The sequence below is a fragment of the Rhizobium sp. USDA 4016 genome (genome assembly GCF_056279705.1).
Genome location: NZ_JBWCCY010000002.1, coordinates 2,109,193 through 2,121,657 on the forward strand (window position 1 = coordinate 2,109,193; position 12,465 = coordinate 2,121,657).

Annotated in this window: 12 protein-coding genes; 2 read left to right on the forward strand and 10 right to left on the reverse strand. The window is 59.4% G+C overall.

Annotated elements, in window-relative coordinates; all coding sequences use genetic code 11:
- From ACZ9DP_RS11155 to ACZ9DP_RS11195, 9 genes are all read right to left on the reverse strand, one after another.
- Nucleotides 1-819, reverse strand: a complete 819-nt coding sequence (locus ACZ9DP_RS11155; protein WP_476201672.1) for a phosphate/phosphite/phosphonate ABC transporter substrate-binding protein — start codon at nt 817-819, stop codon at nt 1-3.
- A 6-nt stretch (nt 820-825) separates the two neighbouring features.
- A complete protein-coding gene (locus ACZ9DP_RS11160) occupies nt 826-1,830 on the reverse strand; it encodes an ornithine cyclodeaminase family protein (protein ID WP_476201673.1) in 1,005 nt (334 codons plus the stop codon).
- A gap of 116 nt (nt 1,831-1,946) precedes the next feature.
- Nucleotides 1,947-2,834, reverse strand: a complete 888-nt coding sequence (locus ACZ9DP_RS11165) for a glycine betaine ABC transporter substrate-binding protein (protein WP_476201674.1) — start codon at nt 2,832-2,834, stop codon at nt 1,947-1,949.
- 115 nt (nt 2,835-2,949) lie between these two features.
- Nucleotides 2,950-4,455, reverse strand: a complete 1,506-nt coding sequence (locus tag ACZ9DP_RS11170; protein WP_476201675.1) for an HAL/PAL/TAL family ammonia-lyase — start codon at nt 4,453-4,455, stop codon at nt 2,950-2,952.
- A complete protein-coding gene (hutC, locus tag ACZ9DP_RS11175) occupies nt 4,452-5,219 on the reverse strand; it encodes a histidine utilization repressor (protein ID WP_476201677.1) in 768 nt (255 codons plus the stop codon). The genes ACZ9DP_RS11170 and hutC overlap by 4 nt, the downstream gene beginning before the upstream one ends.
- Nucleotides 5,216-6,067 carry a MaoC family dehydratase gene (locus ACZ9DP_RS11180; RefSeq protein ID WP_476201678.1) on the reverse strand — a complete coding sequence of 284 codons (852 nt, stop codon included), beginning with the start codon at nt 6,065-6,067 and terminating at the stop codon, nt 5,216-5,218. The genes hutC and ACZ9DP_RS11180 overlap by 4 nt, the downstream gene beginning before the upstream one ends.
- Nucleotides 6,064-6,870, reverse strand: a complete 807-nt coding sequence (locus ACZ9DP_RS11185; protein ID WP_476201680.1) for an SDR family NAD(P)-dependent oxidoreductase — start codon at nt 6,868-6,870, stop codon at nt 6,064-6,066. Before ACZ9DP_RS11185 ends, ACZ9DP_RS11180 begins: the two co-directional genes overlap by 4 nt.
- Nucleotides 6,867-8,417 carry an acyl CoA:acetate/3-ketoacid CoA transferase gene (locus ACZ9DP_RS11190; protein WP_476201681.1) on the reverse strand — a complete coding sequence of 517 codons (1,551 nt, stop codon included), beginning with the start codon at nt 8,415-8,417 and terminating at the stop codon, nt 6,867-6,869. The genes ACZ9DP_RS11185 and ACZ9DP_RS11190 overlap by 4 nt, the downstream gene beginning before the upstream one ends.
- Before the next feature lie 101 nt (nt 8,418-8,518).
- Nucleotides 8,519-9,544 (reverse strand): YeiH family protein, encoded by a 1,026-nt coding sequence (locus ACZ9DP_RS11195; protein WP_476201683.1) that lies wholly within the window; start codon nt 9,542-9,544, stop codon nt 8,519-8,521.
- Between the two features lie 102 nt (nt 9,545-9,646).
- On the opposite strand from ACZ9DP_RS11195, the gene ACZ9DP_RS11200 reads away from it, so the two are divergent.
- Entirely contained in the window at nt 9,647-10,570 is a 924-nt protein-coding gene (locus ACZ9DP_RS11200) for a LysR family transcriptional regulator (protein ID WP_476201685.1), read from the forward strand.
- 169 nt (nt 10,571-10,739) lie between these two features.
- Here ACZ9DP_RS11200 and ACZ9DP_RS11205 read toward each other — a convergent pair whose 3' ends face one another.
- Complete coding sequence (locus ACZ9DP_RS11205; RefSeq protein WP_476201686.1) at nt 10,740-11,552, reverse strand: nucleotidyltransferase domain-containing protein; 813 nt, start codon at nt 11,550-11,552, stop codon at nt 10,740-10,742.
- Nucleotides 11,553-11,779: 227 nt separating this feature from the next.
- Between ACZ9DP_RS11205 and ACZ9DP_RS11210 the strand changes: the two genes are divergently transcribed.
- Nucleotides 11,780-12,454, forward strand: a complete 675-nt coding sequence (locus ACZ9DP_RS11210; RefSeq protein WP_476201687.1) for an HAD family hydrolase — start codon at nt 11,780-11,782, stop codon at nt 12,452-12,454.
- Nucleotides 12,455-12,465: the final 11 nt, after the last annotated feature.

A 12,465-nucleotide genomic window follows, 5' to 3' on the forward strand; every position in this document is an offset into this window, starting at 1 on the left:
CTACCATGTGATCCCCAATCTGCGATCGGCGGCGCCGGCTCTCTGCGGCAGTACATCGTAGGCAGACGGAGCGACCGCCGAAAATCGTCTGAGGCCGAGTGCTCCCAGAACCGCCGTTCCGTCAGGCGTTTCATGCAACGTCACGAGGCTCCGCTGTAATGCCGTGACCATGTCCCCGGGCAATGTTTTTGCGGCAACCAATAGGGGAGCGGGAAGCGGATCGGTCGTCGCAAGAATGCGAAGACCATCGATCGCGTCGGGTTCATGCATTGACAACAATTGGAAGGCGTAAGCGTCGATGGCGCCCGCCTCGATCCTGCCATCCCTGAGAGCTGCAACGATGCCTGACGGGTTGAGCAGTGGTCCGACCGCCGCGCTCTCTTTCATCTTGCCCGTGAACTGGCCAGCGAGGTAGGAACGCGCCGCGTGATAGCCCGATTGGGAATCGCGCACGGTCCAACCCCAGCGTGCCGCAGCGAGATCCGCCACCGCGTTTACCGGCCCCGTGGAGGCGATGAGGATGTGGCTGGCATAGAGCGGCTGGTCCGAAGACCATGCCTCGCTCGAGACGGGCGCGGCAAGGGCAGTCGGTCTTGCGCCCTCCGGCATGCGCGAAAACGGATAGCCGCACATGAAGACCGCTCCCATATCCGGCCTTGTCCATAACTCCGACAAGGGTGCTGGAGCTGCATGAGCGATGATCTCAAGCGCGATTCCGGAATGCACGCTGACGAGCGCAAAAAGCGCATCCCACAGCCCGCGAATGCGCGCGCTGAGATTATACATTCTCGAACAGGCGATTGGCTTGGACATGACCATGGCAGTTTATGCGAACCGCAGACGCTGGCCGATGTTCATGTCTCTTGCCTTGTTCACCATAGCGGCGCCGAGCGCCACGTCCGTCGTGCTAAGGCCGCGGTGCCAGAACAGGATTGTCTCCTCGTCATTTTCCCGGCCGGGTTTCATGCCGCAGACGATCTGGCCGATTTCGGCATGCAGATTGTCGGCCGTCACCTTGCCCTCGTCGACGTGACGGCGAAGCGCTCCGAAAGGCTTGCCCGGGCCGCATTGTCCCCAATCGTCGACGACGACCTTGTCCATGATGTCGGTCAGATCGAATTCAAGCGCGCTCATCGTTCCATAGGGCACGACGAAAGCTCCCTTCTTCACCCATCCCGTCTTGAACAGCGGCGCCGGTTCCGGCAGGCGGCTTGCCTCGACCATGATGTCGGCACCCTTGAGGCAATTCTCCCAGTTGTCGGTGACGATGATCTTCTTGCCGAGATCCGTCTCAAGCCGCTTTGCGAAGGCATCGCGGCTTTCCGGGCGGCGCGAGTGTACGCGGATCTCATCGAAGTCGAAGAGATGATCGAGAAGGCGGACATTCCAGTAAGAGGTTCCGCGGGCACCGATATGCCCGAGTATTTTGCTGTCCTTGCGGGCGAGATATTTTGCACCAAGGGCGGTCACGGCGCCGGTGCGCATGTCGGTGATTGCCGTTGCATCGATGACGGCCTTCGGCACGCCCGTGTTCGGATCGAACAGGTTGAGGACCGCAAGCTCTGAAGGCAGATCGACCTTGTAGTTGTCGACGAAATCGCCGACGACTTTGACGCCGGCATAGTTCAGCGCTTTGACATAGCCACGAAGCACGTTGAAATGGCCTTTCTCAGAGCTCTCCGGCACAAGATGAACACGCGGCTCTATGACGGTTTCGCCCCTGCCCTGTGCATCCAGCGCCTTCGACACCGCATCGAGAATCTCGTCATTCGTCAGCGCCAGCGACTTGGCATCGAGGGCGTTGAGATAGTCAATCCAGATTTCCTGCATTTCCCGCTTCTCCACATTCCTGTCCGGCTGCTGAACGGAGGAATTTTCGAAAATTCTGTGAAAGGGCCGCTGCGCCAGGCCGCGGCCGTATTGATACCCGCGCGCAGGGCGTCCAATCATTTCGGCAGCAGGCCGTTTTCCTTGAGGAAGTCTACCGCCACGTCCTCGGATTCCTCGTGATCGGTCTCGACCTTGGCATTGAGAACCCGCATTTTCTCGTTATCCAAATGGGCTCCGACCGCGTCCAGGAGTTCGGCAATCTTCGGATTGGCCTTCAGCACGTCCTGGCGGACAACAGGGGCCACGTAATAAGGCGGGAACAGACCCTTGTCATCTGCCAGCGGCACGAGCTTCTTCGAGCCGATCTGCCAGTCGGTCGCCGCGCCGTTGGCGACGTCAATGTCCTCTTGTTCCAGCGCGTCATAACGAAGACCAAGCTTGGCGAACAGCTTGAATTCCTTGAATTCCGCGTCGTAAACGCGTTTCAGGCCCGGCAGGCCATCGGCGCGATCTGGAAATTCAGCACCGCCGCCGAAGACCAGGGTCTTGGAAACCTTGGCGAGATCCGACAGGCTCTTCAGATTGTTGGCCTGCGCCGTTTCCTGCCGGACCACAATGACGTAACCATTGTTAATGCCGCTCGGCTTTAGCCATGTGAGGTTGAATTGCTTGGCGTAGAAGTCCCTGACCTGCGTGTAGACCTTGTCGGCATCGGTCGACATCTCACCCTTGACGACAGAAGCCAGGGCTGTGCCGGTGTACTCCGGATAAAGATCGATCTCGCCGGCCACCAATGCCTGATGAGCAATCAGCGTGCCACCGAGGTTAATCTTGCGCTCGACGGTGAAACCGGCATTTTCCAAAACGGCGGCGTACATTTCGGCCAGAATATACTGCTCGGTGAAATTCTTGCTGCCGACCTTGATGGTCTGTGCGGATGCAGACTGGAACATGGCGGCGGCCATGATGCCGGCTACAAGGATGCCTTTTGTCCAATTTTTCATAATCATTCCCTCTGGTTGACTTTTCAACGAACGGACTGACGGAATCTTTCAGATTGACCGTCAGCATGATCACTCGGCACCCTGCCCTTCTTGTCGTGGCAATGGCGAACCGGGCTTATTGCGGGCCGAGCCCGATCAATGCGGCAATCGTCGCAAAATCCGGCGCTTGCGCGCGATCCTCTTCAAGCGCGGGGACATAGTTGCGCACAAAAGCATAGGTTTGTGCCGATCCCTTGCCCAATTCGCCTGAGACGCCTCGCAGCTCGACGGCCTGTACCGATGCGATCAGTTCGATGGCGACCAGATAGCGAAGGCGCTCGACGATCGCCTGCGCCTTTGCCAAAACGCTCGGAGCCATCGACGCCTGGTCTTCGACGCCATCGGCAACAGGAATGGGCGAGAGCGAAACCGGCATCGCCAGATGGCGGATTTCGGCTTCCATAGCCGAGACAGTCTTTTGTACGGTCGCAAAACCGGTGCGGCTCTGGCCCATTGGCGTCAGGAAGCGTGGGAGGTCGGACATGCCCGGCGACATGATCTTCATGATCCGATGCGCGGTACCTGCCGCGCAATGCGCCATGGCCTGCCCCAGCCTTTCCCAGGCGAGCACAAAAGCGGTCATGTCAAAATTGCCGTGGGAAAGGATGACACCCTCAGATGCGATGACAACAGGATTGTCGCTGGAACTGACGAGCTCGATTTCCGTCGCCTGCCTTGCCTCATCGATCGCATGCCTCAATGCGCCCCAGACCTGCGGGGCGCAGCGGTAGCTCAAGGGGTCCTGGAGACGTCTTGCTGCATCGGCAGCAAGCAAGGAGCTGCCCGAAAGAATCTCCATGAGCTCAGAGGCGACACGGCGCTGTCCAAAGGCCGGTCTCGCAGCCAAAGCGCGATCGTCGAAGGCGCTGACATTGGCCCGAAACGCTTCAAAGTTAATGGCAATCGCCTTAAGAGACCAACCGAAGAGCCGCTCGATGTCTTCGAGCGCCAAGCAGGCAAGGCCGCTGGAGAGGCTGTTGGCCACGACGAGCGCATGCCCGTCTTTCGGTGCTAGTTCGAGCGGCTTCAGGCCCGCTCTTTCAAGAGCGATACCGGCCGGCAGCACTTCGCCGCCGAGCTCGACATCGCCAAAGCCCAGAAGCCCCCGGCTCATATGAGCAAGCGGAGCCAAATCCGCTGCACCGATCGAACCCAGTGACGGGACGACAGGGTGAACACCCGCATTGATGGCGGCGATCAGACCATGGAAGACGCTCGGCGAGACGCCGGAACCGCCCGCCGCCATGCCGGCTGCCCTAACGGCCATCATCGCGCGCACGGATTCCTTTGCAAGCGGCTTTCCGACACCGACCGAGCGGGCTTGCGGCACACGCATCTGGAACGCCACCAGATCGTCCGTTGCAAGTCGCGTATCGACACCCGCTCCAAGTCCTGTTGTCAGGCCGTAGACCGGCAGATCGCTTTCCGTATAGCGATCGACGACGGCTCGTGCGGCCGCAATCCGGGCCTCGACCTCGGCGGATATCTCGATCTTTGCGTGACGACGGGCAACCGCTGCGATGTCCTCGATCGTCGGCGGTGCCGCGCTGAACATGATCGATGGAGAGTTGATGGCGGTCACTTTTTCTCTCCGAGAATGGCGACGGGTTTAGGAGGACCCTTGGTGGACCGTGCTTCCAGCCGGTATTGCGCGCCGGGATAATACAACAGCGCACAAGTCACGACGGCCTCACCCGACCAGGTTCTTCTAAAGACCCGCAGGCAAGGGTAATCGTTCTTCAGGCCAAGATATTTGCGCACCGCCGTATCCGGTTTGACGGCCTGAACGATATGTTCGAACGCCGTTATCGGAGCCACCTTCGTCAGATATTCGTGCGGCGTCATGCTGTGGAAGTCGGTCGACAAATAGTCAGGCGCGACCAATGGATTGACGTAGCGCTCCTCGACCTGAATGGGTTGGTCGTTTTCCATATGCACGATCAGCGAATGCATTACTTCGGCGCCGAGGGTCAGTTCAAGCGCGTCGGCAACGTTGGCATCCGCCTTCATCAAGCCGACCGCGACGATCGCCGCCTTATGCTTGTGACCCCGTTCAAGTATTTCGTCGGCTATGTTGCGGATTTGCAGGAGATCCACGTCGAGGTGCTTTGGCGACACGAACGTTCCGACCCCGGCCGACCGCTTGAGAACACCCTCGAACATCAACTCCCGTAGCGCCCGGTTCGCCGTCATGCGGCTGACCCCGAATGCCGCCACGAGTTCGCTTTCAGAAGATACCCGGTCTCCCGGCTGAAGCTTGCCCTCGGCGATCTCAGCCAGGATCTGCTCCTTGATCCGTATATAGTGGCGCGCCTCGCCGGCGGCCGGTTTGACCGCTTTCGTCATGACAACCTCGCGATGCCATTGTCGAGGATGGTAGCGCTCCGTGACGCAACACGGCCCCTGAAGCGGACCTCGGCATCGTTACGCCACATCTGCAAGGTGATCGTTTCGCCGGGAAAGATCGGCGCGCTGAAACGCGCTGCGATCGAGCTTAACCCCGTAGCCATACTTGGATCGACGGCAGCGACGATGGCGCAACCCGCATAGCCGAAACTGCATAGCCCGTGCAGGATCGGCCGGGCAAAGCCGCTCCTGCGGGCTGCCTGCGGGTCGACATGCAGCAGATTGAGATCGCCGTTCAGGCGGTAAAGCAGAGCGGCATTTTCCGGGATGTCGACATTGAATTCGAGCTCCGGCGCTCGGTCCGGGACCTTGGACAGCGGTTCAGGCGCAGATCCCGCCGATCCGCATCCACCGTCGCTCCGGCACGCGTTTGTCTGGACGATCGTCGCAACTGGCTGATCACCGTCAGCGGTTGCGATCAGGCGCTCGACGCTGACGAACATCCCTTTTTCAACGCCCCGGTCGACCACCGACAAAACGCGTGAACGAGAGATTAGGGGCACATCGACGGGAACCGGCCGGTGGATCGTCAGGCGATGTTCGGAATGCACCAAACGCGTCCAGTCGACGCCCGTCTGCTGCATCCATGGGCCGGGGTGCGCCACGATATTGGCAAGGGTCGGCGCGGTCACGAGATCGCGTTCATAGACGTACTTCAGTGCCTGATCGTCAAGGGCATCGGTGCCGTAGCCAACCGACAGGGCGTAAAGGATGGCATCCCTTGCGCTAACCACTTGGGTCGCTTCCGGCACTGGAAAGTCGAGGATGGATTGAGCCGAGATCGTCACTTTGCGGCTCCCCCTGATGTAGCGGGTTTGCGAACCCCACCTGACAGGCGGATTCCGCCGTCAACGGAAAGCAGTTCGCCGGTGACAAAGTCCGCACCCTGAACAAGCCAGACAATGGCGCCTGCAACGTCTTCCGGTGTTGCGACGCGGCCGAGCGGCGCGGTTTCCGAAAATCGCTTGGCAACGGCTTCATAGGTATCTGGCCCGAGTGTGTCGCGCATCCAGCGCGTATCGATGATGCCGGGACAAACCGCGTTCACACGGATATCGGGACCGCAGGTGCGCGCCAAGGCCAAGGTCAGCGCATTGAGCGCGCCTTTGGAGGCCGTATAGGCAAGCGAGCTGCCGCCCCCGGTAAAGGCAACGTTGGATGAGACATTGACGATCGCACCGCCGCCGCTGTTACGCATCGCGGGCACCGCCGCCCGACACATCTGATAAGCGCCGATGACATTGACACCGAAAACGTTTTGAAAATCTGCGGCCGACAGTGTCTCCAGATCGAAAGGATCGGACTTGACCGTCATTGCGGCATTGTTCACCAAGGCGTCGAGCCGCCCCCATCGATTGACGGCGGTCGCGACCATCCGGCGGCAAGCCGCGTCATCGGCAACGTCAGCCTGGACGACCTCGACCTGAGCGCCCAGACTGCGGCAGATATCGCCGGTCTCATCGGCCTCTTTTCTGCTGCGGCTGTAGTTGACGACCACCCGGGCACCGCCCTCGGCGAATTGCTTCACGCATGCAGCCCCCACGCCGGTTGCCGAGCCCGTGACAATGATGGCTGCTCCATCTATTTTCATGGGACAAAATCCTTCATCGCACGGGTCGAAAACAGGCGCGCATCCATTTGCCTTAGTTGGTCCGCCACCGCGACGCCCTTCGGCAAACGGTCGAGAACATGCGCGGCAAGATCGATACCGGGGGCAAACTCCGTCAACGTCAGGCGTCCCTCGATCACACGAAAGACAGCCCGCTCGGTGACGACGAGCTGCGACTGGTCCTCCGGCGCAAAGGCAGGGCTCGAACTGATCTGGTCGACATCGTCGACGATCTTGCAAAGTCTTCCGTCCTGCACGATGTCGAGCCTGCCGTCGGCGACAGTAATTTGCGCGCCACCAGCCGAAAATGTGCCGAGATAGACAATGCGCTTGGCCGTCTGCGAGATATTGGTAAATCCGCCGACCCCGACGATAGAATTATTGAAGCGGCTGACGTTGACCGCGCCATGCCTATCTACTTCGGCCATACCGAGAAAGGCGATATCGAGACCACCGCCATCGTAAAAGTCAAATTGCGATGCCTGCGTGACGATGGCGGTCGGATTGATGGCGGCCCCAAAGGATAGTTCCTCGGCCGGCACGCCGCCGATGACACCGGATTCGATCGTCACCGTATAATCGTCGAATGCCTCTTCGCTCGCGATGCGGCCGATCCCGGCGGCAATGCCGATGCCGAGGTTGATCGTTGGAAAATTCAGCGGCGCCAGCTCCAGGAAGGCACGTCGCTGAATAATTTTATCGACCGACAGCGGCGCCGGCTTTAGGCGGCTCACCGCCATCCGGACGCGCCCTGTATAGGCGATATTGTCGGTCTCGGCGAAGCTGATGCCGTGCTGGACCGGATCTTCGCAGACGACGACATAATCGACCAGCATTGCCGGGATACGAACATCGTTCGGCTGCAGCGAGCCGCGCGCGGCAATCCGCTTGACCTGCACGATGACGATACCACCGGAATTTCGGCCTGCTTGTGCCATGGCGAGCACGTCGAGTGGGAAGGCCTCGTCCTCGAAGGTGATGTTACCGTCTTCGTCGGCCGTCGTTCCGCGCAAGAGCACGCAGTCGAGTGGCATCGACGGATAAAGCAGCCATTCCTTGCCGCGCAACGACACACGCTCGACGAGCGGACGCGGCGTCGTCGCATTCATGCGACCGCCGTCATGAAGCGGATCCATGAAAGAGCCGAGCCCGATATGGGTGACCACACCGGGCTGACCGGCGGCGATCGCCCGATAGAGCTGCGCGATGACGCCCTGCGGCCAGCAATGCGCTTCGATCTTTCCCTCGACCGCAAGCCTTCCAAGGCGCGGCGTTCCGCGCCATCCCCCGGCAATCACGCAGGCGACCAGGCCTTCATAGCCAAAGTGCCCCATGCCGCGCGTCTGACGATCGCCCGTACTGGCAGCAAACAAAAGGGTCAGGTTGCGCGGCTTTCCAAAGGCGAGGAAGCGCTTGTCGACAGCGGCCGTGATGGCCTCAGGATGGCAGCATCCTCCAAAACCCGAAGCAGCGACAGTCATCCCGTCTTCGAGAAGATCCGCAGCTTGTTGTGAAGAGATGACCCGCATGAACGATCTATGTTTCCGCCCCACCTGTATATACAGGCTAGCCGCTGATCGTTTCGAAGGCAACCGGAATCTTTGCAAGTATTTTGGGCATATTGCCTCGATCAGGCAATTTTCAGCAGCCCAATCAGACACAGACCAAGAGCCGCCAGCGCCAACAGCGACAGCGCCGCCACCGCCAGTACCCGGCTGCCGGTCTGGGCGCTGGACCGAATATCGACGGAGAGACCCAAAGCGGCCATGGCGGTGACGGTGAAGGCGGTGGAGGCAGCCGACATCCCGGAAAGCAGCGGGGCCGGGATGGCATCCAGGGAGCGAAGCACCGCCATGGCTGCAAAACCGATGATGAACCATGGGAGAATATGGCGAAGATTGACTGCGGAGCCGCCAAGGCGGCGGCCATGAACTGCGCCAAGCAGAAGGATGACGGGTCCGAGCATCATCACGCGGATCAGTTTGACGAGCGTGCCCACCTGGGTACTGACGGCTCCGGCAGAGGCCGTGGCCGCCAATACCTGCGGGACCGCATAGGCCGTCAGTCCTGCGAAAACGCCATATTGTACGGCGGTGAGACCAAAGAGCATGTGAAGAACTGGCAGCGTCAGAACTGCAGCGACGCCAAGCAGCGCGGTAAAGGCTATCGAGGCCGCGATGTCGTCCGGTGTGGCGCCGATCACGGGCGCTGCGGCGGCAATCGCAGAGTTGCCGCAGATCGAGTTGCCGCAAGCAACCAACGTCGCCAGGCTGGCCGAGAGCCCCAAGAGGCGCCCTATGAGAAAGCTGCCTGCCAAAGACAGAGCAACCAGAATGGCAATTCCGCCGACAAGCGGCAGTCCAGCCTGCCGGACTGCAGCCACGCTGAGCGACGCGCCCAGCAACACCACCGCAATCTCGAGAAGCGTCTTGGCGGCGAATTGGATGCCGGGAATGAAACTCTGCGGCAGGCAGACCGAAGAGCGAACGGCAATGCCGACCAGAATGGCAAACACGAGGCTCTCAATCCAATGCAAACCGAAAATCAACATCTGCAGTTGCTCAACGAGATGCGCAGCGAGCGCGACCGCGGCACAAAGGACGAGTCCCGGCAGGGCTGAAGGAAGCGATAGGGAGCGTGAGGCTGACATGAGCATCGGTAGGACCTTGCGGAATGGCTATACTGTCACACACTCGATCATCGACTTCTATTGAATAGTTCAGTAGAGTTCGTTCGGTAAAATCGAACGGATTGATTCATGACTTTCGAGCAACTTTCCATTTTCGTCGCTGTTGCGGAACGGGAGCATCTGACCAAGGCCGCTTTCGTGATCGGCCTCACACCATCGGCCGTCAGCTCGGCAATCCGCAATCTCGAGGCCTCCTATGGCGTCGAACTTTTCCATCGCGTCGGACGCCGCATAGAGCTCACATATGAAGGTCGGGTGTTTCTCGGAGAGGCAAAAGCGACGCTCGCCCGCGCAAGGGCTGCAGCCCTCGTCTTGTCCGATCTCGGCGGGTTGCAAAAGGGTGAACTCGTGGTTTTTGCCAGCCAGACGATTGCGAGCTATTGGCTACCGGCGATGCTGATGCGTTTCAAGATCCGCTACCCGGGCATCGACCTTAAACTGATAATTGGCAACACGACCACGGTGGCAAGGGCGGTTGTCGATGGATTGGCCGAAGTCGGTTTTGTCGAAGGCGGCGTCGAGGAGCCGGCGCTGTCTTTTCAGTCTCTCGCCGAGGACGAACTCCTTGTTGTCGTCGGTCCGCGCCATCCTTGGGCAACCGGCAAACCGGTTGCACCGGCGGACCTGGTTTCGGGCACAAAATGGGTCATGCGAGAAAAGGGGTCCGGAACCCGATCGGCTTTCGAGACCGCGATTTCCAATGCCGGAATAAGCTTTGCAGACCTGGCTGTTGCGCTTGAGCTGCCATCGAATGAGGCGGTAATATCGGCAGCAAGAGAGGGCATCTGTGCGACTGTCGTGTCGGGAGCGGTAGCCGCGCCCCTCTTGGCGCAAGGTCTGCTGGTAAAGGCGCGCTTCCCTCTGCCGTCCCGCCAATTTGCAATCCTGCGGCATAAACAACGGCACTCTAGTCGTGCCTCGTTAGCGCTGGAAACGATTTGCCGCGAGGATAAAGCTGGCGAAGTCCAAAGTTGGGAGGACTGGACGCTCTAGCGCATTGAACATCGATGAGATGACGCCGAAAGCGCTATTGCGGACCATTTCAGCAGTATCTGCCGAGGTTCCTCTCATCCACATAATTAAGTCCGAACGGGACCGTGAAAGTGTTTGATGGTCCGATAGAGCACGAACGCGGGCCTGCAGTGCTCTAAAGCGGATGCAGTTACGCGACCATATCAAGAGCCGCGACATCATTTCTCAGCGGTCGGGAAAGTTGAAACTTCTCATGCAGCGCCAGCACCTGATTGCGATAGGCGCGAGCGAGCGAGGACAATGCCGCCAAAATCGCCTCGTCTAGGCATGGGCAATAGGACGTCGCGAGACTGCTAAGTACCTCCCCACTCGCTCGATTGTCGAACTTCGCCATCACTGTGGTCTCAGGAGTTCGATCATGCAGCCAATCGTCGGCCTGCATCACGTGGTGACGCAGTTCGTCCAAGAGCGTCTGCGCGTAAAACAGCTCGCCACGCTTCGCCCGCCGATATGTCTCATGAGCCGCCGCCAAGCCCTTGCTAATTGAAAGGTCCACGTCGCTCTCTCCGACCAAGAACGGCAGCTCCTCCGATCGCTTCACGAGATCGGTAACGATGCCTTTGGGGTCGTGCAAAATCCTGATCGGCAGCCGATACCAGGGCGAAGGTGTCAGCTTGGCGGCATCATAATAAAAGATGTCGATTTTCCCGAATGGCTGAAAATGCGACACGCAATGCTGCGTGTTGGGAAGCCATTCGTTGAAGAGAAAACCCGGCCACAGCGTTGGAATTTCCCTGCGCCTCTCCACATAGTGCAAATGGTGCTCGGGTTGCACGACTATGCGCAAGTCGATATCGGAATAGGCGTCGGCGCTTCCAGCAGCGACCGACCCTCCCAGGAAAATACCCACGACGTCCTGCTCTCTCTTGAACCAGCCAACCGCCGTGGCAAGAAGGTCGCTTCTCGCGCTTTCGAGATCGTCTCGTTTGATCGGTGTCCTCATGTAGAGAGACTACCTGACTTCGAAACAACCGCAAAGGATCGAGTGCCATCGTGCCGCTTCTCTGCGGCGAATGGGGCTGAATCTAGTGGCGCCGGCGCAATCGGGTGTCCGTGGCGACAAGAAGGCCCGCGACTCTTGCCAATTTATCGGCGCTTGCCGAACAATCGAGTCTGTCCATCTAAGTTCACGGCTCGAATCGAACAAGAACAATGGAAGAGGTATGGAAAATGCGGATGGAACACGCTTTCCTTTTCGATCTCGACGGCACGTTAGTCGACAGCGTTTACCAACACGTCCTAGCCTGGAAAGAAGCACTCGAGGCCGAGAACATCGAACTATCCATCTGGCGGATCCATAGAAAGATCGGGATGAGCGGGGGACTATTTACCAACCAGTTGCTTCGTGAAACCGGGATCAAGATTACTGACGAGAAGAACGAACGGTTGCGTCAGCTTCATGCGGCCGCGTATCGCCGACTGGGAGCGCAAATAAAACCGCTGCCTGGGGCGAGCGAACTGCTTCAATGGCTTTCGAGTGAGAATATCCCCTACGCGATTGCAACAAGCGGCCGTATGGAGACGGCCGCAGTCAATATAGCGGCACTTGGCGTCGATCCGGGATCGTTTCCCGTGATCACACGCGATCAGGTGAAATATGCCAAGCCGGATCCGGATCTATTTGTCGCTGCGGCCGAGGCCTTAGGGGTTGCGATCGAAAAATCCATTGTTGTCGGGGACAGTATCTGGGACATGCTGGCGGCCACCCGATGCAGGGCGCTCGGCGTCGGGTTGCTGAGTGGAGGCTACGGTCGCGAGGAACTCCGGGATGCTGGAGCGATCCGGGTATACGAGGATCCTGCCGATCTGCTCTATCATGTCGACGAAGTGGGAGGGCGGCGATAGGTAGATCTTCC

Coding starts and splice junctions, on each gene's coding strand:
- ACZ9DP_RS11155 (WP_476201672.1), bottom strand. CDS start 819: ATGGTCATGTCCAAGCCAATCGCCTGTTCGAGAATGTATAATCTCAGC.
- ACZ9DP_RS11160 (WP_476201673.1), bottom strand. CDS start 1,830: ATGCAGGAAATCTGGATTGACTATCTCAACGCCCTCGATGCCAAGTCG.
- ACZ9DP_RS11165 (WP_476201674.1), bottom strand. CDS start 2,834: ATGAAAAATTGGACAAAAGGCATCCTTGTAGCCGGCATCATGGCCGCC.
- hutC (WP_476201677.1), bottom strand. CDS start 5,219: ATGACGAAAGCGGTCAAACCGGCCGCCGGCGAGGCGCGCCACTATATA.
- ACZ9DP_RS11185 (WP_476201680.1), bottom strand. CDS start 6,870: ATGAAAATAGATGGAGCAGCCATCATTGTCACGGGCTCGGCAACCGGC.
- ACZ9DP_RS11190 (WP_476201681.1), bottom strand. CDS start 8,417: ATGCGGGTCATCTCTTCACAACAAGCTGCGGATCTTCTCGAAGACGGG.
- ACZ9DP_RS11195 (WP_476201683.1), bottom strand. CDS start 9,544: ATGCTCATGTCAGCCTCACGCTCCCTATCGCTTCCTTCAGCCCTGCCG.
- ACZ9DP_RS11200 (WP_476201685.1), top strand. CDS start 9,647: ATGACTTTCGAGCAACTTTCCATTTTCGTCGCTGTTGCGGAACGGGAG.
- ACZ9DP_RS11205 (WP_476201686.1), bottom strand. CDS start 11,552: ATGAGGACACCGATCAAACGAGACGATCTCGAAAGCGCGAGAAGCGAC.
- ACZ9DP_RS11210 (WP_476201687.1), top strand. CDS start 11,780: ATGCGGATGGAACACGCTTTCCTTTTCGATCTCGACGGCACGTTAGTC.